General features: G+C 56.8%; 25 protein-coding genes. 4 read left to right on the forward strand and 21 right to left on the reverse strand.

The window, feature by feature from the left end:
- Position 1: 1 nt before the first annotated feature.
- Positions 2 to 313, forward strand: a complete 312-nt coding sequence (locus GCE01_RS09485; RefSeq protein WP_264786295.1) for a YraN family protein — start codon at positions 2 to 4, stop codon at positions 311 to 313.
- Positions 314 to 315: 2 nt separating this feature from the next.
- Here GCE01_RS09485 and GCE01_RS09490 read toward each other — a convergent pair whose 3' ends face one another.
- The 9 genes from GCE01_RS09490 to purB form a co-directional block, all read right to left on the reverse strand.
- Entirely contained in the window at positions 316 to 615 is a 300-nt protein-coding gene (locus GCE01_RS09490) for a hypothetical protein (RefSeq protein WP_099212630.1), read from the reverse strand.
- A gap of 192 nt (positions 616 to 807) precedes the next feature.
- Positions 808 to 1,143, reverse strand: coding sequence for a Grx4 family monothiol glutaredoxin (gene grxD, locus GCE01_RS09495; RefSeq protein WP_099212631.1), 336 nt, complete (start codon positions 1,141 to 1,143; stop codon positions 808 to 810).
- Between the two features lie 88 nt (positions 1,144 to 1,231).
- Positions 1,232 to 1,462 (reverse strand): BolA family protein, encoded by a 231-nt coding sequence (locus GCE01_RS09500; RefSeq protein WP_046901639.1) that lies wholly within the window; start codon positions 1,460 to 1,462, stop codon positions 1,232 to 1,234.
- Between the two features lie 3 nt (positions 1,463 to 1,465).
- Positions 1,466 to 3,670 (reverse strand): phosphoribosylformylglycinamidine synthase subunit PurL, encoded by a 2,205-nt coding sequence (purL, locus tag GCE01_RS09505; RefSeq protein ID WP_099212632.1) that lies wholly within the window; start codon positions 3,668 to 3,670, stop codon positions 1,466 to 1,468.
- Positions 3,667 to 4,368 (reverse strand): phosphoribosylformylglycinamidine synthase subunit PurQ, encoded by a 702-nt coding sequence (gene purQ, locus GCE01_RS09510; protein WP_099212633.1) that lies wholly within the window; start codon positions 4,366 to 4,368, stop codon positions 3,667 to 3,669. Before purQ ends, purL begins: the two co-directional genes overlap by 4 nt.
- Complete coding sequence (locus tag GCE01_RS09515) at positions 4,365 to 4,754, reverse strand: Rap1a/Tai family immunity protein (RefSeq protein WP_064272889.1); 390 nt, start codon at positions 4,752 to 4,754, stop codon at positions 4,365 to 4,367. Before GCE01_RS09515 ends, purQ begins: the two co-directional genes overlap by 4 nt.
- The gene (gene purS, locus GCE01_RS09520; RefSeq protein ID WP_046901643.1) at positions 4,751 to 4,993 is read right to left on the reverse strand and encodes a phosphoribosylformylglycinamidine synthase subunit PurS; all 243 of its coding nucleotides are present in this window, start codon (positions 4,991 to 4,993) and stop codon (positions 4,751 to 4,753) included. The genes GCE01_RS09515 and purS overlap by 4 nt, the downstream gene beginning before the upstream one ends.
- Positions 4,993 to 5,754, reverse strand: coding sequence for a phosphoribosylaminoimidazolesuccinocarboxamide synthase (purC, locus tag GCE01_RS09525; protein ID WP_046901644.1), 762 nt, complete (start codon positions 5,752 to 5,754; stop codon positions 4,993 to 4,995). Before purC ends, purS begins: the two co-directional genes overlap by 1 nt.
- Positions 5,755 to 5,897: 143 nt before the next feature.
- The gene (gene purB, locus GCE01_RS09530; protein ID WP_099212634.1) at positions 5,898 to 7,229 is read right to left on the reverse strand and encodes an adenylosuccinate lyase; all 1,332 of its coding nucleotides are present in this window, start codon (positions 7,227 to 7,229) and stop codon (positions 5,898 to 5,900) included.
- An 81-nt stretch (positions 7,230 to 7,310) separates the two neighbouring features.
- On the opposite strand from purB, the gene GCE01_RS09535 reads away from it, so the two are divergent.
- From GCE01_RS09535 to GCE01_RS09545, 3 genes are read left to right on the forward strand one after another with little or no spacing between them, the layout of a single operon-like run.
- A complete protein-coding gene (locus GCE01_RS09535; RefSeq protein ID WP_099212635.1) occupies positions 7,311 to 7,922 on the forward strand; it encodes a YjbE family putative metal transport protein in 612 nt (203 codons plus the stop codon).
- On the forward strand, positions 7,903 to 9,777 hold the full coding sequence (locus GCE01_RS09540) for a lytic transglycosylase domain-containing protein (protein ID WP_099212636.1): 1,875 nt from the start codon (positions 7,903 to 7,905) through the stop codon (positions 9,775 to 9,777). Before GCE01_RS09535 ends, GCE01_RS09540 begins: the two co-directional genes overlap by 20 nt.
- Positions 9,764 to 10,249: a CinA family protein gene (locus tag GCE01_RS09545; RefSeq protein ID WP_099212637.1), complete on the forward strand. Its 486-nt coding sequence runs from the start codon at positions 9,764 to 9,766 to the stop codon at positions 10,247 to 10,249. Before GCE01_RS09540 ends, GCE01_RS09545 begins: the two co-directional genes overlap by 14 nt.
- Positions 10,250 to 10,310: 61 nt before the next feature.
- Here GCE01_RS09545 and GCE01_RS09550 read toward each other — a convergent pair whose 3' ends face one another.
- From GCE01_RS09550 to GCE01_RS09610, 12 genes are all read right to left on the reverse strand, one after another.
- A complete protein-coding gene (locus tag GCE01_RS09550; RefSeq protein ID WP_046901649.1) occupies positions 10,311 to 10,631 on the reverse strand; it encodes a hypothetical protein in 321 nt (106 codons plus the stop codon).
- Positions 10,632 to 10,725: 94 nt separating this feature from the next.
- Positions 10,726 to 11,196 (reverse strand): type II toxin-antitoxin system RatA family toxin, encoded by a 471-nt coding sequence (locus GCE01_RS09555; protein WP_046901650.1) that lies wholly within the window; start codon positions 11,194 to 11,196, stop codon positions 10,726 to 10,728.
- Entirely contained in the window at positions 11,196 to 12,164 is a 969-nt protein-coding gene (lipA, locus tag GCE01_RS09560; RefSeq protein WP_086633185.1) for a lipoyl synthase, read from the reverse strand. The genes GCE01_RS09555 and lipA overlap by 1 nt, the downstream gene beginning before the upstream one ends.
- Before the next feature lie 5 nt (positions 12,165 to 12,169).
- A complete protein-coding gene (gene lpdA, locus GCE01_RS09565; RefSeq protein WP_099212638.1) occupies positions 12,170 to 13,576 on the reverse strand; it encodes a dihydrolipoyl dehydrogenase in 1,407 nt (468 codons plus the stop codon).
- 3 nt (positions 13,577 to 13,579) lie between these two features.
- The gene (locus GCE01_RS09570; RefSeq protein WP_099212639.1) at positions 13,580 to 14,812 is read right to left on the reverse strand and encodes a pyruvate dehydrogenase complex dihydrolipoamide acetyltransferase; all 1,233 of its coding nucleotides are present in this window, start codon (positions 14,810 to 14,812) and stop codon (positions 13,580 to 13,582) included.
- A 6-nt stretch (positions 14,813 to 14,818) separates the two neighbouring features.
- A complete protein-coding gene (locus GCE01_RS09575; RefSeq protein ID WP_099212640.1) occupies positions 14,819 to 16,186 on the reverse strand; it encodes a pyruvate dehydrogenase complex E1 component subunit beta in 1,368 nt (455 codons plus the stop codon).
- Positions 16,187 to 16,191: 5 nt separating this feature from the next.
- The gene (gene pdhA / locus GCE01_RS09580) at positions 16,192 to 17,196 is read right to left on the reverse strand and encodes a pyruvate dehydrogenase (acetyl-transferring) E1 component subunit alpha (protein WP_086633189.1); all 1,005 of its coding nucleotides are present in this window, start codon (positions 17,194 to 17,196) and stop codon (positions 16,192 to 16,194) included.
- Between the two features lie 166 nt (positions 17,197 to 17,362).
- Positions 17,363 to 18,286 (reverse strand): indole-3-glycerol phosphate synthase TrpC, encoded by a 924-nt coding sequence (gene trpC, locus GCE01_RS09590; protein WP_046901656.1) that lies wholly within the window; start codon positions 18,284 to 18,286, stop codon positions 17,363 to 17,365.
- Positions 18,283 to 19,374: an anthranilate phosphoribosyltransferase gene (trpD, locus tag GCE01_RS09595; protein WP_099212642.1), complete on the reverse strand. Its 1,092-nt coding sequence runs from the start codon at positions 19,372 to 19,374 to the stop codon at positions 18,283 to 18,285. The genes trpC and trpD overlap by 4 nt, the downstream gene beginning before the upstream one ends.
- Entirely contained in the window at positions 19,371 to 19,967 is a 597-nt protein-coding gene (locus tag GCE01_RS09600) for an anthranilate synthase component II (RefSeq protein ID WP_099212643.1), read from the reverse strand. Before GCE01_RS09600 ends, trpD begins: the two co-directional genes overlap by 4 nt.
- A gap of 48 nt (positions 19,968 to 20,015) precedes the next feature.
- Positions 20,016 to 21,428 carry an anthranilate synthase component I gene (trpE, locus tag GCE01_RS09605; protein WP_099212644.1) on the reverse strand — a complete coding sequence of 471 codons (1,413 nt, stop codon included), beginning with the start codon at positions 21,426 to 21,428 and terminating at the stop codon, positions 20,016 to 20,018.
- Positions 21,428 to 23,434: a peptidyl-prolyl cis-trans isomerase gene (locus GCE01_RS09610; protein ID WP_244591157.1), complete on the reverse strand. Its 2,007-nt coding sequence runs from the start codon at positions 23,432 to 23,434 to the stop codon at positions 21,428 to 21,430. Before GCE01_RS09610 ends, trpE begins: the two co-directional genes overlap by 1 nt.
- Positions 23,435 to 23,455: the final 21 nt, after the last annotated feature.

The following is a 23,455-nucleotide window of genomic DNA, read 5'->3' on the forward strand; positions in this document are numbered from 1 at the left end:
AATCGCAAGGCGCCATATGGTGGAGGCAGGGCTGGAAATTCTGGCTCAAAGGCTCAGAACGCCATATGGCGAAATCGATCTTCTGGTTGCGGATGAAGACTGGCTTATCGCTGTCGAGGTAAAAAGCCGTTCCACACTCAGGGATAGCGTGGAAGCCCTTCGCCCTCGTCAGGCTGCGCGGCTGATGGCAGCCTTCGAGTATGTCCTTGCGACCAGACCAGACTGGTCACGCCCGAACACGCGTTTTGACGTTATTGCTGTCAATCGTGAGGGGCAGGCGCGGCGCATCATGGATGCGCTACGCCTCACATAATATCAGGTGCGACGGCTACGAACGTGGCGATGAGCTGTTGTTGCAGCAGCTGCATGCGGGCGGTAAGCCACGTTACGGATCACAGCGCGATGTCCGCTCCATGCCATTGAGTGGCTTGCGGAGTGACGAGCAAAGTGAACAACCGGACGGTGGTAAACCGGGGTAGCTGTCAGCGCATCAAATGTCAGCTTGCTGGCTTCGTAATCAGTGATGGCTGCACGGGCATGAGCCTTTCCGGCTCCCATGCATAGTCCAACGCCCATAATGCCGAGAGCAATTCGGCTAGCCCACTGTCGCGCCATTGATGTGTTTCCATCCCTGTTTTGATGGAACTACCGTATGACGTAATCAGAGAGTTCGACAACCCCTATGGGAAAAGTTTTAGAAAAAATCAAGGTCTTGCCACTTTTGGACACATCATGGCTGAATTGTGGCATCTGCAAGCCTTGAAAAAGGTTGAATTCCGGCCGTTTCAGCGGCCGGAATTAACGAAATCAGACATTCGCCGTAGCGATTCCTTTTTCGGTCAGCAGAGTCTCAAGTTCACCGCTCTGGTACATGTCCGTCACGATGTCGCAGCCACCTACGAACTCACCTTTGACGTAGAGCTGCGGCACGGTCGGCCACTGTGAGAAATCCTTGATGCCCTGACGAAGCTCAGCGCTTTCAAGAATGTTGCAGGTCTCGAACGGCACGCCGAGGTGGTTCAGGATCTGCACAACGCGTGCAGAGAAGCCGCACTGCGGGAAGAGTTTGTCACCCTTCATGAACAGCATGACCGGGTTTGCGTCGATCAGGTTCTGGATATGCTGGAACACGGTCTCAGACATTGGTTTTTCCTTTTGTCGGCATCAGGGAGAGGCAATGCCCTCCCTGGCTGTCAGCAGTCACTTCAGAAGGGAATGATTCCCCCTGAGTTCAAGGGGTCAGGGTTTTGAGAGCCATCGCATGCAGCTCAGTACCCATGCGGGTTCCGAACGCATCATAAACCAGTTTGTGCTGGCGTACACGAGAAAGCCCTTCGAATGCCGTGCTGACCACGGTGCAGGCGTAGTGATCCCCGTCCCCGGCCAGATCCTGAATTGTGATCTGGGCATCGGGAATAGCGGCGAGGATGGTCCGTTCGATTTCGGATGCTGTCATCGGCATGTGTCAGGCGTCCTCACCCATGAATTTCGGGAAGAATGCTGCGTTGATGTCGCGCAGTCTGCTGGCTTTTAGTGCAATACCATCCGCAAGCTTCAGTTCCTTGCCGCCGGAATGACCCAGTTTGCGGGCGGGAACATGAGCTTTTTCGGCTGCGGCAAGAAGAGCCTGAGCGCTTTTGGTCGCCACAACATAGCACGCCTGATCTTCACCGAACCAGAAGGCATGCAGTGGAATGTTGGATGGGGGTGCATTCAACACGCATCCAACATCTCCAGCCATGACCATCTCAGCCAGTGTCACAAGAAGACCGCCATCTGCAATATCGTGGCAGGCTGCGACCAACCCGGCTTCAATCTGTCCGCGCACAAAGTCACCGTTCCGGCGCTCTGCAACAAGATCAACATGAGGTGGGGCACCGTCTTCGCGATGGCAAATCTCACGGAGCCACAGGGACTGACCGAGTTCACCACGGATTTCGCCGATCAGAACCAGATCATGGTCTGCAGGCATGGAGAGTCCGATGGACCGCGAAGCATCTGCGAGAACACCCAGAGCGCCGATCGCCGGTGTCGGGAGAATAGCCTGGGCCAGACCTGATGGTGAACGTGTCTCGTTATACAATGAGACATTGCCACTCACGACCGGGAAATCCAGCGCACGGCACGCCTCACCCATGCCTTTGATGGCTTGAGCAAACTGAGCCATGATTTCCGGGCGTTCCGGATTGCCGAAGTTCAGGTTGTCCGTCACGGCCAAAGGCTTCGCACCTGTTGCCGTAATGTTGCGCCATGCTTCGGCAACAGCCTGTGCTGCTCCGGTTTTCGGGTCAGCCTGACAGTAACGCGGGGTGCAGTCTGTCGTCAGGGCGAGGCCCAGACGCGTTCCTTCCACGCGCACAATGGCAGCATCTGCTGCACCTGGGCGACGCGCCGTATTGCCGCCGACCGATGCATCGTACTGGTTCCAGATCCATGCGCGGGACGCCAGATCCGGGCAGCCGATCAATGTCAGTAGAGCATGCTCAATCCCTACCGGGTCTGCAGGCGGCTGGATGTGCCCTGGGGCTTTTAGCGGAACAGTCGGGCGATTGTAGATCGGGGCTTCATCGGCCAGCGGTGCTAGCGGAATATCCGCTTCGACCTTTCCGTTGTGCTTGATTGTGATGCGGCCACTATCTGTCAGTTGCCCGACGATCGCGAAATCCAGTTCCCATTTTTCAAAGATGGCCCGGGCCTGCTCGGTGCTTTCAGGCTTGAGAACCATGAGCATACGCTCCTGGCTTTCAGACAGCATCATTTCGTAGGCTGACATGCCGGGTTCGCGCTGAGGAACGGAATCAAGGTCAAGCTCAATACCGACGCCACCCTTCCCTGCCATTTCAACAGCAGAAGACGTCAGGCCAGCCGCACCCATATCCTGAATGGCCACGATCGCATCGGTGGCCATCAGTTCAAGGCACGCCTCGATCAGCAGCTTCTCGATGAACGGGTCACCCACCTGAACGGTTGGGCGCTTGGAGGCGGCCTCATCGTCGAACTCGGCGGAGGACATGGTAGCGCCATGAATACCGTCTCGACCGGTTTTGGAGCCAACATAAACAACCGGATTTCCAATGCCTGCAGCAGCAGAAAGGAAGATCTTGTCCTGCTTGGCAACACCGACTGTCATCGCGTTGACGAGCGGGTTGCCGTCATAGGCCTTGTGGAAGTTGACTTCCCCGCCGACTGTCGGAACGCCGACGCAGTTGCCGTACCCACCTACGCCGCGAACAACACCATCGACGATACGGCGCGTTCCCGGGTTCTTTGGGTCACCGAAGCGCAGGGCATTCAGGTTGGCGACCGGACGCGCGCCCATGGTGAACACGTCACGCAGGATACCGCCCACGCCTGTCGCTGCGCCCTGATAAGGCTCGATGAAGGACGGATGGTTGTGGCTTTCCATCTTGAAGACGGCAGCCAGACCTTCGCCGATATCAACAACACCCGCGTTTTCGCCCGGCCCATGAATGACCCATGGAGCCTTGGTTGGCAGCGTCTTGAGATGGATGCGGGAGGATTTGTAAGAACAGTGCTCGGACCACATGACCGAGAAAATGCCAAGCTCCGTAAAGCTGGGCGTGCGGCCCATGATGCTCAGGAGCTTGTCATATTCCGCAGGTGTCAGGCCGAACGACTGGGCCAGTTTGGCGTCGATTGTAACACTCATCCGACGAGAGCCTCCACCAGGCCTTTGAAGAGCGGCACGCCATCAGTCGCGCCGATTTCCGGGTCAGTCAGGTTTTCAGGGTGCGGCATCAGGCCACACACACGGCCATTTTCACTCAGGATACCAGCGATCGAGCGCGCGCTGCCGTTAGGATTGGAGTGGCGATTGCCGTCTGAGACCTGTCCATCAGCGGCACAATAGCGGAATGCAACCCGGCCCTCTCCTTCGAGACGCTCAAGCGTTTCAGGTGAGGCCGTGTAGTTGCCATCGCCATGCGCAAGCGGTGCACGGAAAATGTCGCCGCTCTTCCATCCTTGCGTGAATGCCGACGTGGCATTTTCAACTTTCAGGTGGCAGTCCTGCGACAGAAAGCGCAGGCCAGCGTTGCGAAGCAGTGCGCCTGGAAGAAGATGCGTTTCCGTCAGGATCTGAAAACCGTTACAGACACCGAGAACATGGCCACCCTTCTCAGCGAAAGCTTTGACTTCGCGCATGATCGGAGAATGAGCAGCCATGGCACCACTGCGCAGATAATCCCCGAAGCTGAAACCCCCTGGCAGAACCACGAGATCCAGATCACCAAGGGATGTGTCCCGGTGCCAGATCATCTTCGGGGTCTGGCCGGAAACCAGCTTCAGGGCGTGCACCATGTCGCGCTCCCGGTTCGTGCCAGGAAATACGACGATACCTGCCTTCATTTCTGAGCCTCCGGAGCCGTATGGCAGGGGTAAGCGTCATGCAGGGCGCGGTAAACGGCCTTGCCGCCCGACTGCGTCAACGCATCATTATGAGCGTGCAGCCAGGAAATCAGCTTGCCGCGGACCTGCGTTGTCGTTTCGCTGACCGGAACACAAAACGCGACAGGCGCGCCAGCGTCATCGGCGTAGCTGTCGTATTTCTTGGACCAGACTTCGCTGTCCATGACGCCTGCGAGATACGCGTCACAGAGAGCGGTGGACTTGCTGGCTGAGCACATGTTGCCCAGAGCTTTTCCGGAGACCTTGGAAACGCGCTGTGCATGAGCAGGAGCCGCGGCTACCGTCACGAGACCGGCAGCCAGAAGAGCAGCGGAGAAGAGCTTCATGCCGCCACCTCGACGCTGAAGTCTTCAATGACTTCGTTAGCCAGAAGAGCGCGTGCCATGGCCTCACCCTCCGCAAGAGCTGCAGCATTGTCCTGCGCTGCAACGTCCAGTTCGATCACGCGGTTAACGCGGACTTCACCAACACCTTTGAAACCCAGAGACTCAAGAGCATGGCCGACGGCTTTGCCCTGCGGGTCAAGAACACCATCTTTCAGAGAAACGAAAACGCGGATTTTCATTATACTGCCTCCGGACCCTTGAGGTCTCCATTACTGGCTTCGGGCAGGATCCCGAGACGCCGTGCAACTTCCTGATAAGCTTCTTCGACCCGGCCCATGTCCCTGCGGAACCGGTCCTTGTCCATTTTCTCGCTGGTTTTGCTGTCCCACAGGCGGCAGTTATCGGGAGAGATTTCGTCAGCGACGATAATCCGCATCTCCTCGCCTTCCCAGAGACGGCCGAATTCCAGCTTGAAATCAATGAGGGTGATGCCAACGCCCATGAAGATGCCCATCAGGAAATCATTGGTCCTGAGAGCCAGCGTATTCATGTCGTCCAGGTCCTGTGGTGAGGCCCAGTCGAACGCGGCAATATGCTCTTCAGAGACCATCGGGTCCCCGAGAGTATCGTTCTTGTAGTAATATTCGATGATTGTGCGCGGCAGACGGGTCCCTTCAGGGATGCCAAGGCGCTTGGCGATCGAGCCCGCCGCAACATTGCGGACCACCACTTCGAGCGGAATGATCTCGACTTCGCGGATCAGCTGCTCACGCATGTTGAGACGGCGAATGAAGTGCGTTGGAATGTTGATGTCGTGCAACTTCATCATCAGGTATTCGCTGATGCGGTTGTTCAGAACACCCTTCCCTGTGATCACGCCACTTTTGGCGCCGTTTCCGGCGGTGGCGTCATCCTTGAAATACTGCACGAGCGTTCCGGGCTCGGGCCCTTCGAAAAGAACCTTGGCTTTGCCTTCATAGAGCTGGCGGCGGCGGGCCATGAGCAATCCTTACTGCGTTGCGCCGTCCCGTTTGTCAGGGATGCGGAAACGGCTGGTCCAGCGACGGTTTTTCGGTTCCATAGCATTGCGGAACCGGAACCGCGAGAGTGCGGGAAAACTATTCCCGCCCCCGTTTGTCCAGATTAACCGAAAATGCGGTTAAAGATGCGATCAACCTGGCTGAGATGCTGCGCCGGATCGAAGGCCCGGTCCAGAACTTCCGCACTGACACGGCCGGCAACTTCCGGATCTGCCTCAAGATTCTCGCGGAACGTGCGGAAGTCAGGGTGGCCCAGCTTCGTCCATGTCTCCATGGCGTTGCGCTGGACGATCCGGTAGGCGTCCTCGCGGGAAATACCAGCGCGGGCCAGAACCAGCAGCACTTCGCCGGAATGAACAACGCCACCAAGGCTTTCCATGTTGGCGATCATCTGGTCCGGATAGACCATCAGCTTTTCCATCATGCCAGCCAGACGCATCAGAGCGAAATCAAGCCCGATCGTGGCGTCAGGGCAGATGTTCCGCTCCACGGCCGAGTGGCTGATGTCACGTTCGTGCCAGAGGGCAACGTTTTCCAGTGCAGGCGTAACATGGGAGCGAATCAGGCGGGCAAGGCCTGTCAGATTTTCGGATAGCACCGGATTCCGCTTGTGCGGCATCGCGGAGCTGCCTTTCTGTCCCTTATGGAAGAACTCTTCCGCTTCGCGCACTTCCGAGCGCTGCAAGTGGCGAACTTCAACAGCCAGACGTTCAATACCGCTGGCAATCACGCCCAGGGTGCAGAAAAAGGCTGCGTGGCGGTCACGTGGGATAACCTGCGTGGAGACGCTTTCGGCAACAAGTCCCAGTTTGTCGGCAACGTATTCTTCAACGGCTGGGTCAATATGAGCATAAGTGCCGACCGCACCGGAAATGGCACAAACAGCGATTTCTTTGCGGGCCTGAAGCAGACGCTCTTTGTTACGCGCGAATTCCGCATAATGGCCAGCCAGTTTCAGGCCGAAGCTGGTAGGTTCCGCGTGAATGGCGTGGCTGCGGCCGATCGTCACGGTCAGCTTGTGCTCGTATGCGCGCGTCTTGAGGGCAGCGAGCACGCGCTCCAGATCTTCAAGAAGAAGGTCGGAAGCCTGTGTCAGCTGAACGGACAGACATGTGTCCAGCACATCCGAAGACGTCATGCCGAGATGAACGAAACGGCTATCGGGGCCAACTTTTTCTGCCAGCCATGTCAGGAACGCAATCACGTCATGGCGCGTTTCCGCCTCGATCTCGTCAATCCGGGCCAGGTCAGCGTCGGAGAATGCGGCCATTGCGGCATCCCCCTTTTCGCGGATCGTTTTGGCTGATTCGGCAGGGATTGCGCCCTGTTCCGCCATGGCTTCACAGGCCAGGGCTTCAATTTCGAACCAGATACGGTAACGGTTGGCGGGCGACCAGATTGCGGTCATCTGGGGGCGGCTATAACGCGGAACCATGAGAACTCCGGAGGCGAGTGGGGCTTTACGGAGGCTGCTTAGACCAAATACGAGGATATTGCACGGACCCCTTTTGGAAGAATGACAACCTTGCTCCCTGATACTTTCGTTCACGGCCTGTTTGCGCTGGCGCAGGTCACCCTCATTGATATCACGCTCGCGGGAGACAACGCTGTTGTCATCGGGATGGCGGTTCGTAGCCTTCAGGGGCGACAGAGGCGTCTGGCCATTCTGATCGGCACGGCGTTTGCAGCTGTCCTGCGAATTGGACTGGCACTGGTCGCAGCCCGTCTACTGGCTATTGTGGGCCTGACGCTTGCAGGCGGCTGTCTGCTCCTCTGGGTCTGCTGGAAAATGTATCGGGAACTCCGGCACAGTGATACGGACGTGGAGGTTGACGCCCCTTCCCGTCTTGGGCCTGCCATTCTCAAGATTGTCATTGCCGATCTTTCCATGAGTCTGGACAATGTCCTTGCTGTCGCAGGGGCTGCTGTTGATCATCCATGGATTCTCATGGGCGGCCTTGCATTCTCTGTGTTGCTGATGGGCGTTGCCGCGTCGTTCATTGCCGGGCTTCTGGCCCGTTACAGCTGGATCGCATGGTGTGGTCTGTTTGTCGTTCTGGGTGTGGCGATTGAGCTTATCATCCGCGGCGGAGGAGAAATCTGGCATCATGTTGTGCTGCCGAACTGATCGACCACTTCTGCTGGCTGCTGCCCTGTTTCTTGGGGCGGCAGCTCCTTTGCCCTCTACACCCTCGGTTCAGGACCGATTGGCTCAGTGGCTGTCACTTGTCGCGCCTTTAGCCACAGACCGACCTGCGGACGACTATGCCGCCTTTCTTCTGCAGACCCCGGTCTGGCCACAACGCGCCAAAATTCTGTGGCGATATCAGAATGCCCTTACGCATACGTCTGATCCTGAAGCTTTAAACCGTCTCTGCCCGGCTCTTCCCCTGACACTCGTCTCGGCGTTCCTGAACTGTCAGGATCATCTCCCCAGTGCAGTGAATGAAGCGCGTAGGCTTTGGGTCTCTGGCGCGGGAACCGCTCAGGAAGAAGGTGCTCTTCTGGCGCGATATGCCACTGTCTTCAGTGCGGATGATCAGTGGCAGCGTTATGCGACTCTTGAAGCCAAGGGTCAGCTTTCAGCCGCTGGACGTCAAATCTCTCGCCTGCCGCCCGAGCGTCAGGCTCTTGCACGCGCGAGACTCGCTGAACGATCCGTCTCCCCGGATGCCGACAGCGCATTTGATGCTCTATCTCCTGCTGAGCGTGCAGATCCCATTTTAATCCGCTATCGCTTGCGGGCTCTTCGGCGCGGAGACCGCCTGGATGACGCTTTGGCGCTCTGGAATGATGCAGGTTCACGTCTGCAAGCTGCGGCTCCTTCTCATGAATGGTCCAGTGAAAGAGCAAGTCTCGCTCGCGCCCTACTCCTCGCAGGTCGTGTGCAGGACGCTTATGCCCTGTCGCAGGACACAACACTGCCGCTCACCGAAATCGACCGTCAGGAAGCGCAAAATCTCTCGGGCTTTATTGCTCTTCGGCTCTTGAATACTCCCGACCAAGCGGAGGAGTTTTTCAAGCCGCTCCAGCAGACTTCCTCACTCGCGATGCAGGCTCGAGGCTGGTACTGGACCGCGCGCGCCCGCCAGGCCGCAGGGCATTCAGGAGACGCGCAGAACGCATTTGAGCATGCGACACGTTTTCCCACGACGTTCCATGGCCAGCTTGCTCAGGCGGCTCTTTCCGGGGAGCAGTCTTTTATTTTGGCGGGGGCGACGTCTCAGGAGTTCGATAGTGCGCTCCAGCAAAGCTTGCACTCTCTTCCATCGGTGGCATCAGGAGACTTGCAGCGACAGGATCTCGTCGAGGCTGCCACCGACCTGATGCAGTCAGGAGATCAGGAACACGCTAAAGACTTCCTTTTGCTTCTTCTGATCGCTAATCCGACGCCGCAAGGTCAGAAAGCTGTGGCAGACCTTGGCTCACGCCTTAATGTTCCTGCCGCTGAAGTCTTTGCCGCTCATGCCTTGTCACGAAAAGGCGTTGCCCTTTATCCGCAGGGTTTTCCTAATCCATGGCCGGAAGCATCGACTGTCCCAGATGGTTTGCTTCCAGCCGTCATCAGGCAGGAAAGCGGGTTCGATTCTGCCGCCATCAGTGGGGCTCATGCCATAGGACTGCTTCAGATCTTACCCGGGGCTGCGACGGATGTTGTGCGACGGGCCCATCTGGGGGGCATGAATGTCTCCGCAGCGGCCCTGCTGGATCCTCAAACCAATCTGACCGTCGGGAATGCTTACGTATCCCAGTTGCTCGCGCGCTTTAATAACGTCATTCCCTATGCCTTGGCTGCTTATAATGCTGGGCCGCATCGGGTGGATCTGTGGCTCAAAGCAAATCCACCTGCCGATCCTTTATCTGAAGATGGCGTTCTCGATTGGATCGAGCGTCTCCCTTATCGGGAAACGCGAATGTACATCGAAAATATCGAAGCTAACATGATGGTTTATCGAGTGAGTGCTTCCAATGTCGGAAACTGATTTTCGATCACTTTGTGAACAAGTGCTCGCGCATCTGGCGGCAAGAAACCTTCGCCTTGTGACTGTGGAAAGTTGCACGGGCGGGATGATCTGCGCGGCCCTTACCGATATTGCAGGGTCGTCCAGCGTGATTGAAGGCGGCCTTGTGACCTATTCCAACGCCCTGAAAAGCAGCGCTGCTGGCGTTTCTGCAGACACTCTTGCTCGATACGGCGCAGTCAGTGAAGAGACGGCACGAGCCATGGCGGAGGGCGCATTGTGGCATGCTGCGGATGCGACAGTAGCGGTTTCTGTCACGGGAATAGCTGGACCAGACGGCGGAAGTGCTGAGAAACCTGTGGGAACTGTTTGCTTCGGGCTGGCTGTTTTTCCCGGAAAGGCAATTTCAGAACGACATTTTTTTTCGGGAGATCGAGCTGCAGTCAGAAATGCTACGGTGAGACATGCTCTTGAAATGATCCTGAGGGCCTGAACAAAAAAAGCCCCCACCGATCTGGTGAGGGCCTTTATGGCAAATTGTGCCAACTGACGATTTACTGACCGTCAGTCGGGGCCGTTGCTGGCATTGTTGATGCCGCTGGCGGTACGGTCGGGACCGGCGCCGTAGGAACAACCGCAGACGTCGGTGCCGTTGCAACCGGAAGTGGAGCCGCTGGAGCCTGTGCCTGAACTGGCGTCTGAGCCTGCTGGAGAGAGCGGGCGTTCAGAGCATCTGTTGCAGACGCTTCATCAGACTTCTGCATGTGCGAAGCCGATTTTTTGCCATGGTGATGTCCATGGTGTTCGGCCATAGCCGGGGAAGCAGCAGCAATCAAAGCCGAGAAGGCAAATGCGCCGAAGGTAAATTTCTTCATTGCGTAATCCTTTCATGACACCATTCGGTGCTTGGGGCTCAAAACGCCACATGCGCCAAATGGTTCATGACGTATTACGAATTCTTTCCTGTGCTCAGGAAAGTCCCGGCTGCGGAGTACGGGTTTGTGGCGTCTGTACGCCATAGATATCACGAGCCCGCTTGATGAAGGCTGAGACCATCAGACGAACGCCTTCATTGAACACAACACCCATCGCATTCTGAAGCAGACGAGACCGGAACTCAAAGTCCACAAAGAAATCCACCAGGCAACCACGAGGGTCAGGTGTGAATGTCCAGACGTTGTTCAGATACCGGAAAGGCCCTTTCTCATAGCGGACGCGGATACGCGAAGGGCATTCCAAGGTCACACGGCTCGTAAAGGTTTCACGGAACGGACCGAACCCGATTGTCAGGTCAGCTACCAGTTCATGCTCCGTCTTGGATTTGATAGTCGCTTTGACGCACCATGGCAGAAACTGCGGATATCTTTCCACATCTGCGACCAGATCAAAAAGTTGCTCCGGCGTGTAGGCAATCAACCGTTGCTCGGCATGTGTCGGCATCAGGGACTTTCTTTCAGACGGCTGTTTCGCGCAGCCTGCAGCTTCGCGAAGTCACTGTCCGCATGATAGGAGGATCGTGTCAGAGGGCTTGCACTGACCTGGAGAAATCCTTTGGAACGGGCAGCCGCAGCATAGCCGTCAAATTCTTCCGGGGTAACAAACTTTTCGACCGATGCATGCTTTACGCTCGGCTGAAGGTACTGTCCCAACGTCAGAAAATCGACGTCAGCGACCCTGAAATCATCCATGACCTGCCATACTTCCATCTTCTCCTCACCAAGGCCAAGCATCAGGCCGGACTTGGTGAAAATGGATGGATCAAGCCTCTTCACACCGTCCAGCAGACGCAGGGACTGATAGTATCGCGCACCCGGACGAATAGTGGGATAGAGACGTGGCACAGTCTCGATATTGTGATTGAAAACGTCCGGTCTGGCTTCCACGACAACCTCAAGAGCGCCTGGCTTCCTCAGGAAGTCAGGAGTCAGGATTTCGATTGTCGTGCTCGCTGAAGCCGTGCGGATGGCTTTGATCACATTGGCAAAATGACGCGCCCCGCCATCGGCGAGATCATCACGGTCCACCGATGTAATCACAACGTGCTTGAGGCCGAGCTTTGCTACAGCTTCTGCCACCCTGCGAGGTTCGTCCTCGTCCAACGCCTTGGGCAAGCCGGTTGTGACGTTGCAGAACGCGCAGGCGCGCGTGCAGATCTCTCCCATGATCATCATGGTGGCATGACGCTGAGACCAGCACTCCCCGATATTCGGGCAAGCAGCCTCTTCGCACACCGTAACCAGATTCGCTTCCCGCATCAGAGCTCGCGTCTCGTGATAGACGGGATGATTGGGCGCCTTGACCCTGATCCAGGACGGTTTGCGCTGGATCGGGTTATCGGGGCGATGCGCCTTCTCCGGATGACGGGGAGAAGGCGCTGACCGATGATCAATGGTGATGCGCTGGGACATGATGCTCAGATATGGAGCGGGCCATCGAAGGCCGCCAGAGTCGCTTCATGCATCGTCTCGGAGATTGTCGGATGCGGGAAAACCGTCTCGATCAGTTCTGCTTCCGTCAGTTCACTGGTCCGGGCGATAACGTAACCCTGGATCATTTCCGTGACTTCGGCACCGATCATGTGAGCACCAAGAAGCTCTCCGGTGGTCGCATCAAACACGGTTTTAACCATGCCTTCCGTCTCACCCATCGCTACGGCCTTGCCATTCGCCATGAACGGGAAGCGACCGACGCGAACCTTGTGACCAGAGGCAATAGCCTTCTCTTCGCTCAGACCTACCGAAGCAATCTGGGGACGAGAGTAAGTGCAGCCCGGAATGTTCAACGCATGAAGAGGCTGCGGCGAACGACCGGCAATCTTCTCGACGCAGAGAATACCTTCATGGCTTGCTTTGTGAGCCAGCCACGGAGCGCCTGCAACGTCACCGATAGCATAAATGCCCGGCTCTGCCGTGCGGCAGAAGCCGTCCGTGATGATATGAGTGCGATCGACCTGGACTTTGGTGCCTTCCAGTCCAAGATCTTCAACGTTCCCGACAATGCCGACAGCGCAGATTACACGATCCACCGTCAGATCAATTGTGCCAGACGCACTGTCAATCGTGGTGGAGACTTCGTTTTCGCCCTTCTGCAGCGCTCCAACCTTTGCGCCGGTGATGATTTTCATCCCCTGCTTCTCGAAGGCCTTGCGGGCAGCGGCGCTGATTTCCGGATCTTCGGCAATCAGAATGCGATCCGCAACTTCAGCAATTGTGACTTCGCTACCCATGTTGCGGTAGAAAGACGCAAATTCAATGCCGATAGCTCCAGAGCCAATGACCAGAAGACGCTTTGGAAGCTCTGCAGGGGTCATGGCTTCACGCGCACCCCAGATCAACTTTCCGTCTGTCTCAAGGCCTGGGAGCTGACGACCGCGCGCGCCCGTTGCCAGGATCACGTTGGGCGACTTGATGACTGCGACTTCAGCGCCGTCTTTGGTGATGGAAACCTTATGTGCTTCCCCTGCCCGTCCAGCCAGTTTTGCACGACCGTCAAAGGTCGTGACCTTGGCCTTCTTCAGCAGGTGAGCAATTCCGCCGCCCATACGGCGTGCAATGCCGCGGGACCGGGCGACAATCTTCGGAAGATCAAAAGAGACATTTTCGGCGGAGAAGCCGAACGTGTTCAGATCATGCAGAAGATGATGAATTTCCGAGGAGCGCAGGAGCGCCTTGGTGGGAATGCAGCCCCAGTTGAGGCAGACACCACCAAAATGCGTGCTCTCCACGATGGCAACGCTCATGCCGAGCTGACTGGCTCGGAGTGCTGCAACGTAACCGCCAGGACCGCCACCAACAACGATCAGATCGAAAGTATCGGACATGGATCAGACCACCAGAGTGTAAGGGTTCTGTATGATGTCGCGCAGGGCGTTCAGCCACTGTGCGCCAAGCGCGCCATCAACGGCACGATGATCAACAGAAAGTGTCGCCGTCATGACGGTTGCAATTGCAAGCTGGTCTCCACGAACCACGGCACGTTTCTCGCCCGACGCAATAGCCAGGATACCAGCCTGCGGCGGATTGATGATCGCGGCGAAATCGCGGACGCCGAACATCCCCATGTTGGAGATCGAGAACGTCCCACCTTGGAATTCTTCCGGCTTCAGCTTTCCTGCGCGGGCACGCTTGGCCAGATCTTTGGCTTCGCGACTGATTTCGCGCAGGGACTTCTGGTCCGCATTCCGAATAATTGGCGTGATAAGGCCATCTGGAATGGATACAGCCATCGAGATGTCCACATTATCGAAATGCAGCGTCTCTGAGTCTGTAAACTGGACGTTCAGACCCTGCACCTTCTTGAGTGCCAGCCCTACGGCCTTGATCATCATGTCGTTTACAGAGAGCTTGAAGCTATTGTCTTCAGCCGTCGCGTTCAGTTTGGAACGAAGCGCAAGCAGAGCATCAAGTTCGATGTCCACAGATACATAAAAATGCGGCACCTGCGTTTTTGATTCCGTCAGGCGTCGCGCGATGACTTTACGCATCGTGGAATTCGGAACGCGCGTTACGGAACCCTCACTAGCAACAGGTGCTGCGGGCGTAGCTTTCGGTGCGGTTGTAGTCGGTTGGCCGCCCTTTTCCACATCGCGCTTTAGAATACGACCGTTTGGTCCCGTTCCGTTGAGCGACGTTAGAGCAATTCCACGCTCTTTCGCCATACGCTTTGCAAGCGGAGAAACAAAAATACGCTCAGAACTCTCTGCCGTAACTGCTGCCTTGGTGACTGGCGTAGGTACATTTACGGGAGCAGCAGGCGCATCAGCGGCAGCTACTGAAGCCGGTGCCTGTGCTGAAGAGGCGGCTGGAACATCTTCGCCTTCTTCGACAAGAATGGCGATAGGTGTGTTAACAGCGACACCTTCCGCGCCTTCCTGAACGAGGATACGGCCGAGAATTCCTTCATCTACCGCTTCGACTTCCATCGTGGCCTTGTCGGTCTCGATTTCAGCGATCACGTCTCCGGCAGAGACCGTGTCTCCTTCGTTTTTAAGCCAGCGGGCCAGCTTGCCCTCAGTCATTGTCGGCGACAGGGCCGGCATCAGAATATCGATTGCCATTGTCGGTCAGTCCCCGAACTGCTTGCGGACCGCTTCCACAACCCAATCGGGTTTCGGAAGTGCCAGTTTTTCAAGATTGGACGCGTAGGGCAGCGGCAGGTCAAGCCCGCAGACGCGCGCCGGAGGCGCATCAAGCCAGTCAAAAGCCTGCTCAACGGCGACCGTGCAGATTTCTGCGCCGATACCCGCAACCGGCCAGCCTTCTTCAACGGAAACAATCCGGCTCGTCTTCTTGACGCTCTTGATGATCGTTTCAGTATCAAGAGGCCGCAGCGTACGAAGGTTGATGACTTCGGCTTCAATGCCATCTTCTGCCAGCTTGGCAGCGGCATCGAGCGCAACGCCGACCATGATGGAGAACGCAACCAGGGTCACGTCTTTACCTTCACGCTCGATCTTGGCTTTCCCGATCGGCAGGATGAAGTCTTCATCGGTAGGGCATGGGAATTTCTGGCCGTACAGAATCTCGTTTTCCAGCACGACGACCGGGTTCGGATCCCGAATAGCCGCGCGCAGAAGACCCTTCGCATCGGCGGCAGACCACGGAGCAACGACCTTTAGGCCAGGAATATGAGCATACCAGCTTGCAAAGCACTGGGAGTGCTGAGCGCCGACGCGTGCCGCGGCACCATTCGGGCCACGGAAGACAATCGGGCAGCCCATCTGTCCGCCGGACATGTAAAGCGTCTTGGCGGCAGAATTAATAATATGATCAATGGCTTGCAGCGAAAAATTCATTGTCATGAACTCAACGATAGGCTTCAGGCCCGTCAGAGCCGCACCCACGGCCATACCAGTGAAGCCGTGCTCGGTGATTGGCATGTCGATCACACGCTTTTCACCAAACTCGTCCAGCAGACCCTGGCTGATCTTGTAAGCGCCCTGATACTGGGCAACTTCCTCGCCCATCAGGAAGACGTCTTCATCACGGCGCAACTCTGCAGCCATCGCGTCCCGAAGAGCCTCACGAACCGTAATGTTTTTCGTTTCGCCCCAGTCTTTCTCGTCGTCGGCCTGCTTGATAGCAGGAGCTTCGACAATGGCAGGTGCAGACGGAGTTTCGACAGCAACTGATGCGCCAACAGCTGGATCGGCTGAACGCGTCACGTTTTCGGCGGCGGCTACGTCTTCGCCATCTTCAAGAAGGACAGCAATAGGCGTGTTGACAGCTACGCTCTCGCTGCCCTCGGGCACGAGAACCTTCCCGAATACACCGTCATCAACGGCTTCGACTTCCATCGTGGCCTTGTCGGTTTCAATCTCGGCGATCACATCGCCAGACTTCACTACATCGCCAGGCTGACGAAGCCAGCGTGCAATTGTACCTTCGGTCATGGTCGGCGACAGGGCCGGCATCAGAATCAGAGATGCCATGGAAATCAGGCCTCCACCAAAATGTCAGTCCAGAGTTCGGATGGATCCGGCTCGGGACAGGTCTGTGCAAATTCAACAGCGTCCGCCACGACGGCTTTCACTTCGGTTTCAATGTCCTTGAAGATGCTTTCTTCTATGCCGTTGCGCAGCATTTCAGCCTTCAGGGTTTCAATCGGATCACGTGTCCGGCGCATTTCTTCAACTTCAGCACGGTCACGGTATTTGGCCGGATCAGACATGGAGTGCCCGCGATAACGGTAGGTTTCCATTTCTAGCAGGAAAGGTCCCTTCCCGGAGCGGCAGTGTTCCATGGCTTCCTGCGCAGCCTGGTGGACGGCAAAAATGTCCATACCGTCGACCTTGCGGCTCGCGATGCCCCAAGGCTCAGCATTGCGAGAAAGGTCTTTGGAGGCAGAGGCACGCTCAATGGACGTGCCCATGCCGTACCTATTGTTCTCGATGACGTAGATGCAGGGAAGTTTGTGCAACGCTGCGAGATTGAAGCTCTCGTAGACCTGTCCCTGAGCTGATGCGCCTTCGCCAAAATAGACGATGGAGACTTCGTCCGTGCCCCGATACATGTTGGCAAAGGCCAAGCCCGTGCCTAGAGCCACCTGCGCACCGACGATGCCATGGCCGCCGTAGAATTCTTTTTCGCGGGAGAACATGTGCATGGAGCCACCCTTGCCGCGTGAATAGCCGCCTGCACGTCCGGTGAGCTCTGCCATCACGCCGCGGGGTGTCATGCCTGCCACGAGCATCTGGCCATGGTCACGGTATGAGGTGATGGATTTATCACCCTGCTTCATATTCAGACCGATGCCGGCCACAACCGCTTCCTGCCCGATGTAAAGATGGCAGAAGCCGCCAATCAGGCCCATTCCGTAAAGCTGGCCAGCTTTTTCCTCAAAACGTCGGATAAGAAGCATGTCCTTGTAGGCTTGCTTCATTGTTTCCGGCGAAAGGGCCGGACCATTGCTCCGGTAGGAAGCGGACGTTGTCTCGCCCATGGCAGGTCTCCTGCAAATGCACAAATCTGGGGAAGCTCTTACCGTCACTCGACCCGGAAGGCCAGAGTGGCCCCAGTTACATCTCCGAAAGGAAAAGCAGGAGGGCGTGAGCTCAATGCGGAATGACAAGGCTGAGAGGGGAAGATCGCCCTCTCAGCAAGAAAAATTAGACGAAACCTAAAAGACGGCGCGCAGCCTGGCCTGGATCTTCTTCACGAAGGAGGCTTTCTCCGACAAGCACGGCACTCGCGCCGACTTCTCCGACTTTCAATAGATCATCCTGGGTTTTAATGCCGCTCTCGGACACAACCAGACGATCAGGTGGAACCATAGGGGCCAAATCAAGCGTTGTCTGAATGTCTGTCTTCAGGGTGCGGAGGTTTCGGTTGTTGATGCCGATCAAAGACGTGTCGAGCGCCAGAGCCCGGTTCAGTTCGTCAGCATCATGCACTTCAACCAGCACATCCATGTCCAGGCCACGCGCAATCCCGATAAGTTCCGATGCCTGAGTTTCTGTCAGGGCGGCCATAATCAGAAGGATACAATCCGCTCCAATCAGACGACTTTCGTGGACCTGCCAGGGATCAAGAATGAAGTCCTTGCGCAGGATTGGAAGGCTGCAGGCCTCGCGAACGGCACGGATATCATCTGTGCTGCCGTGGAAGCATGATCCTTCCGTCAGAACGGACAGGCACGTTGCACCAGCAGCCTGATAAGACAGTGCGATTTCAACAGGATTGAAATTCGGGCGGAGCACGCCAGCGGATGGAGACGCCTTCTTGATTTCCGCGATCAGTCCAACCTGTCGGTCTGCTGTCAGATGCTGGAGGGCTTGACCGAAGCCTCGTGTCGGCGCCGTGACTTCACGCGCGCGCAGCGTGATCTCCTTAAGAGACATGATCTGTGAACGCTGTTCTACATCCACCCGTGTGCGGGCACAGATGCGAGCAAGAACGTCGCTGCGATCGGTTGTCTCGACGGCGGGATCCTTGATGGGCGGCGTGGTCGTCTCCGGAACTTCCGGGTCAGGAAACTGCTCTACCCCTTCAGGTGCATAGGTCATCGCGGGTCGCTGATGCATGAAGGTCATGATAGTCCTGCGTTTGTTTTTATAAGGGTGGAATTTGTCATGGCCGCTCTGTCCAGAGCTGCGCGCGCGGAGCCATCGTCGATGGCACTCGCTGCCAGAACTACATTGTTACGAAAAGCCTGTGCGTTAATTGTGCCGTTCTGCACGACGCTACCTCGGCCTGCCACATGCAAGGCAGCTGCAGCATTCAGAAGTACAGTATCACGATACGGGCCGGGAGCGCCATTGAGGAGTGCGCGCAGGGCGACGGCGTTCTCTTCAGCGTTTCCGCCGCGAACGGCAGAGATTGGCGTTCTAACCATTCCCGCCATCTCGGGCTCGAATGAAAGGGAGAGAACTTTCGCATCTTCAAGGCAGACAATCTGAGCTGGGCCTGCCAGCGTCAGTTCATCGCTGCCGCCCTCATCTGTGGTTCCGTGAAGAGCCCAGACATGCGTGCTGCCAAGATTAGCCAAAGTCCGAACGACAGGTTCGCACCAGCGGGCATCAAAAACACCGATAAGCTGGCGATGAACCTGCGCAGGATTGCACAGGGGGCCAAGTAGATTGAAGAGAGTTCTGAAGCCAAGAGCTTTCCGGATCGGGGCGGCATGACGCATCGCGGGGTGATGAAAAGGTGCCGCCAGAAAAGCCAAATTGTTTTCACGTAGCCGCTCGGACAGAAGCGTCAGGTCATCGGTCGGGGGAATACCCAGAACTTCCAGTACATCCGTGGCGCCGGAGCGGGATGAAAGTGCCCGGTTGCCATGTTTGGCCACAGGAACGCCGAGGCCTGCCAGAACGAATGCAACCGCAGTGGAGACATTGAGCGTCCCTAGCCCATCTCCGCCCGTTCCGCAGACATCCAGGGTGTTATCAGGCACATCAGGCAAGGTCGTCATATATCGTCGGACGGCCTGAACTGCGCCTGTCAGCTCCGCTTCTGTTTCACCGCGAACTTTGAGAGCTGTCAGAAATGCGGCAAGTAAAGGAGCGTCTACGGAGCCAGCCATAATGGCGGAAAATGCGGCATCAGCTTCGTGCGATGCCAGAGATTTGCCATCAGCAACCTTGCGAAGCACGGCTGCAAAATCTGTCTTTCCTGTCATGCCGCTTTAGTAGCTTTGTGCTGAATACCGGCAATGGTCAGAAAATTAGAAAGAAGTTCACGGCCTGCAACCGATGCGATGCTTTCAGGGTGAAACTGTACACCGTGAATGTCATAGTCCCGGTGGCGAATGCCCATAATCACGCCATCTTCCGTAGAAGCGTTGACGATCAGTTCGGGAGGAATGGTCGCGGGATCGAGCGTCAGGCTATGATAGCGCACGACGTGTACGGGGTTCGGTAAGCCTGCAAAAACGCCCGTCCCGTCATGATTTACAGGGCTGATCTTTCCGTGCATCGGCACGGGCGCACGAACGACAGTAGCGCCAAAAACCTGACCGATGGCCTGATGTCCAAGGCATACGCCAAACACGGGAAACTTTCCGGCTGCTGCCCGGATCAGTTCACAGCAGATCCCCGCACCGTCTGGTGCACAAGGACCTGGCGAAATCACAATGGCAGACGGGTTGAGCGCAAGTGCTTCGTCCACGCTCAGCGCGTCATTTCGTCTCACATCACATTCAACACCCAGTGCGCCCAGATGGTGGACGATGTTGAATGTGAAGCTGTCGTAGTTGTCGATGAGCAGGATCATGGCAACAGGATGGCCTTCACGTTTCGTTACGTCAAATGCAACATTGTTTCAGGATTTTGCTGCGTTGGAGACAGCAACTTCGGCCGCCCTGAAAAGAGCCCTCGCCTTGACCTGTGTTTCACGAAATTCGGAGTTGGGATCGCTGTCCGCGACCACACCACAGCCGGCCTGAACATACATCTGGCCATTTTTGAGAACGGCCATACGAAGGCCGATGCAGGTATCCATTTCTCCGTCTGCTCCGAAATATCCGACGCATCCTGAGTATGGTCCCCGGCGGGTTGGTTCCAGCTCATCGATGATCTGCATGGCGCGGATTTTTGGCGCTCCGGTCAGGGTTCCTGCCGGGAATGCCGCGACGAGGGCATCCATAGCCGTCTTGCCTGCTTTGATCTGCCCTGTGACGGTTGAAGAGATGTGCATCACATGGCTGTAGCGTTCGATCACGAACTGATCCGGCACTTCTACTGTGCCAAGTTCGGAAACACGTCCGACATCGTTGCGGCCCAGATCAATGAGCATCAGATGTTCAGCCAGCTCTTTCTTGTCGGCGAGCAGTTCTCTCTCGAGTGCCAGATCATGTTCCCGATCTGTTCCACGAGGGCGTGTCCCGGCTAGCGGACGAACCGTGACTTCCCCTTCCCTCAAGCGAACAAGAATTTCGGGGGAAGATCCGACCAGCGCGTAATCTTCTAGCTCCATCAGGAACAGGAACGGTGCTGGATTGACGCGGCGCAGGCTGCGATAGAGGGCAAGCGGTGAAAGTGGAAACGGTGTCGTAAATCGCTGGCTCGGGACAATCTGGAAGGCATCTCCAGCCGCGATGTAATCCTGTGCCTTGCGGACGTTCGCTTCAAACTGCTCCTGCGTCATATTGCAGGACGGCGGTGCCAACTCACTTCCTGCTGGAAGTGTCTCGCTGGCATTTTCCAGTGGAGCAGCAAGGGCTTCACGCGCGCGATCCAGAAGCGCATGGCCTTCTGCTTCCGTCATTGAGCCCCGGATAGGCACTGCCAGGGTCAGCTCATCACGCACGGAATCAAAGACCGCGAAGAGCTGCGGACGGATCATGATCCCTTCCGGCAGGTCCAGATCGTTGACGGGAGCATTTGGCAGAAATTCCATCTGCCGCACCATATCGTATCCCAGAACGCCGAAGACCCCGCCGATCATGGGAGGCATATCGACCGGCAGCGTCATCTGGCTCTGGTCGATAATGTCCTTCAGGGTCTCCAGCGGGTTGCCCTCCAAGGGCGTCCCATCCAGAACCGCTTCACCGTTACGGCACTTCCAGACCAGATCAGGCAGAAGCGCAATCACGGAATATCGACCACGCGCGGCTCCCCCCTCCACACTCTCCAGAAGCATCCGATACGGATCATCAGAGAGGCGTGACAATCGAAGGTAGGCTGAGACAGGCGTTAGAAGGTCTGCGGCTTCAATGCTGTGAACGATGCTCATCACTGCGCTCCGCCTGCGTTCCCCGGTGACGTGGACGCCACGACCTGATTGAAGAGGTTGGTGTTCAGGTGCGACACCGGCACTGTTTTTTCAAGGCTGGCGTCCAGGGCCGCAGGGATATCAGCCTGAAGAGCCTGAACGTACTGGGCCGACAGCTCCTTTTGCAGAGAAGCAGCATCTGCTTCCGCGCCCGGCTTCTGCCCTGTCACGTTGACGATCCAGAAAGCATCCGGCCCTTCATACATGCCTGTTGTGCCGACCTTCAGGCCGAATGCTGCACGAAGAACATTCTGAGGAAGAGACTGGTCCGGGTGGATGCGTGAAATTGTCACATCCTTGCGAAGGCTGGACGCTTCAGTCTGACCGTCGAGTGCCTTTGCCAGTGTGCTTTTCTTGGCTTCCGTGAACAGGGCCGTGGTGCGTGTGTCAGCGGCATGACGCTGCTGCTCGGCGGTCCAGGCCTGAACGATCTGATCCCGCACATCAGCGAACGGGCGGCGTGTTCCAGGATGGACTTCGTCTACCACTACGGCGAAGGCAGAGCCATCCGGGCCGTTTACAACAACTGGCTGGGCATCTTTCTTCTGAGAGAAGATATGCTGAACGATGGACTGACGCAGGCCTGCGTCGCCCGGGATTGGTGCCGGGGTTCCGTCCTGCATCAGGCCATGGGAATCAAGTGAGCCAGCTGCTGGCACCGCACCAAGGTTGGATGGAATTTTCTCAAGCGTTGTGGAGCCTGCAATCGCGTCCTGAAACTGCTTCAGGCGCGCCTGAAGTGCTTCGGGAGCTTCCTGCTTCTGGACCTGATCGCGCAGTTCAGGCTTAGCCTGCTCGAAAGTGGTCTGATGAGGGGCGACGACATCCGTGATGTTGAATACGACCCAGCCTGCTGCCGTTTTCGTCGGACCACTGATCTGATTGGCGGGCGCTCCAAAAGCTGCCTTGGCGAGTTCGGGGTTAGGAATGTCGCTCTCGCGGACGTGCGGAAGAGCGACAGCCGCGGCATCCGGATAGGCCTTCTGGATCGCGTCCCACGCATTGGTGTTGCGCCATGCCGTAGCCGCAGCATTGGCTTTGCTTTCGTCCTGGAACGTCAGAACCTGGAGCGTGCGTGTTTCCGGCATGTTGTACGTGCGGGACTGAAAATCATACAGCTTGTGTAGAACGTCATCCGGCACTTCAATCGTCTTGGCGACGCTGTCCGCCGTCATTATGACCATCTTGGCATGACGATATTCCGTGGTGCGGAAATCCTGCGGATGATTGTCGTAATAGCGATGAAGCTGCTCGTCGGTTGGGGCCGCTGACACTGCTGTTGAGGTGAACGGAACGCGCAGGACATCCATGACGCGCTGATCTGCATCGAAGGCGAACAGACGGTTCAGAAGGGACACTGGTGCCTGAACGGAAGCGCCCATTCCCTGAAGCAGGGCACGGGAAATGATGTCCTCGCGAATCATCTGGATCAGGCGTTTTTCTGTAATGCCAATGCGGGCCAGTCGGTCATTCAGCATGCTGCGATCAAATTGACCTGCTGCATTGTGAAAAGCCGGGATTGCGAAGATTTCTTCACGGATCAACTCATCTGGCACAACCATGCCGGCACGCTCGCCTGCAAGTTGTACCTCATTTTGGATCACGAGATTGTGAAGAACCTGACGCGCAATCTGCTGCTTCGTGCCGTCCGGCAGATGCGACGGATCAGATAGTCCCATCTGCTGGGCTGCCGCTGGTAGCTGTGCGGAGAGTGCCCGTGCAAGGTCATCCGGCGTGATCGTTCTGTTCCCGATCGTGACGATCGTATTGGAGCTGCTCGTCCCCATATTGGAATAGACGTCTCCTACACCCCACCCGATGAAGGCCAGGAAAATCAGGATTGCGGCGGCACGGCCGGCCCAGGAGTCAACAAGGAGGTGGCGTAGGGTGGTAATCATAGGGTCAGGACGGATCCGGATGGCGGGATGGTGCGGACGGGGAAGGCCCGCTAGAACTTGCCGCACCATAATGTCGTGAGCCGCGCTTGA

Source organism: Gluconobacter cerinus (genome assembly GCF_002723935.1).
In the GTDB taxonomy this organism is placed as follows: domain Bacteria; phylum Pseudomonadota; class Alphaproteobacteria; order Acetobacterales; family Acetobacteraceae; genus Gluconobacter; species Gluconobacter cerinus.

Coding starts and splice junctions, on each gene's coding strand:
- GCE01_RS09490 (WP_099212630.1), bottom strand. CDS start 615: ATGGCGCGACAGTGGGCTAGCCGAATTGCTCTCGGCATTATGGGCGTT.
- grxD (WP_099212631.1), bottom strand. CDS start 1,143: ATGTCTGAGACCGTGTTCCAGCATATCCAGAACCTGATCGACGCAAAC.
- GCE01_RS09500 (WP_046901639.1), bottom strand. CDS start 1,462: ATGCCGATGACAGCATCCGAAATCGAACGGACCATCCTCGCCGCTATT.
- purL (WP_099212632.1), bottom strand. CDS start 3,670: ATGAGTGTTACAATCGACGCCAAACTGGCCCAGTCGTTCGGCCTGACA.
- purQ (WP_099212633.1), bottom strand. CDS start 4,368: ATGAAGGCAGGTATCGTCGTATTTCCTGGCACGAACCGGGAGCGCGAC.
- GCE01_RS09515 (WP_064272889.1), bottom strand. CDS start 4,754: ATGAAGCTCTTCTCCGCTGCTCTTCTGGCTGCCGGTCTCGTGACGGTA.
- purS (WP_046901643.1), bottom strand. CDS start 4,993: ATGAAAATCCGCGTTTTCGTTTCTCTGAAAGATGGTGTTCTTGACCCG.
- purC (WP_046901644.1), bottom strand. CDS start 5,754: ATGGCCCGCCGCCGCCAGCTCTATGAAGGCAAAGCCAAGGTTCTTTTC.
- purB (WP_099212634.1), bottom strand. CDS start 7,229: ATGGTTCCGCGTTATAGCCGCCCCCAGATGACCGCAATCTGGTCGCCC.
- GCE01_RS09535 (WP_099212635.1), top strand. CDS start 7,311: ATGACAACCTTGCTCCCTGATACTTTCGTTCACGGCCTGTTTGCGCTG.
- GCE01_RS09540 (WP_099212636.1), top strand. CDS start 7,903: ATGTTGTGCTGCCGAACTGATCGACCACTTCTGCTGGCTGCTGCCCTG.
- GCE01_RS09545 (WP_099212637.1), top strand. CDS start 9,764: ATGTCGGAAACTGATTTTCGATCACTTTGTGAACAAGTGCTCGCGCAT.
- GCE01_RS09550 (WP_046901649.1), bottom strand. CDS start 10,631: ATGAAGAAATTTACCTTCGGCGCATTTGCCTTCTCGGCTTTGATTGCT.
- GCE01_RS09555 (WP_046901650.1), bottom strand. CDS start 11,196: ATGCCGACACATGCCGAGCAACGGTTGATTGCCTACACGCCGGAGCAA.
- lipA (WP_086633185.1), bottom strand. CDS start 12,164: ATGTCCCAGCGCATCACCATTGATCATCGGTCAGCGCCTTCTCCCCGT.
- lpdA (WP_099212638.1), bottom strand. CDS start 13,576: ATGTCCGATACTTTCGATCTGATCGTTGTTGGTGGCGGTCCTGGCGGT.
- GCE01_RS09570 (WP_099212639.1), bottom strand. CDS start 14,812: ATGGCAATCGATATTCTGATGCCGGCCCTGTCGCCGACAATGACTGAG.
- GCE01_RS09575 (WP_099212640.1), bottom strand. CDS start 16,186: ATGGCATCTCTGATTCTGATGCCGGCCCTGTCGCCGACCATGACCGAA.
- pdhA (WP_086633189.1), bottom strand. CDS start 17,196: ATGGGCGAGACAACGTCCGCTTCCTACCGGAGCAATGGTCCGGCCCTT.
- trpC (WP_046901656.1), bottom strand. CDS start 18,286: ATGACCTTCATGCATCAGCGACCCGCGATGACCTATGCACCTGAAGGG.
- trpD (WP_099212642.1), bottom strand. CDS start 19,374: ATGACAGGAAAGACAGATTTTGCAGCCGTGCTTCGCAAGGTTGCTGAT.
- GCE01_RS09600 (WP_099212643.1), bottom strand. CDS start 19,967: ATGATCCTGCTCATCGACAACTACGACAGCTTCACATTCAACATCGTC.
- trpE (WP_099212644.1), bottom strand. CDS start 21,428: ATGAGCATCGTTCACAGCATTGAAGCCGCAGACCTTCTAACGCCTGTC.
- GCE01_RS09610 (WP_244591157.1), bottom strand. CDS start 23,434: ATGGTGCGGCAAGTTCTAGCGGGCCTTCCCCGTCCGCACCATCCCGCC.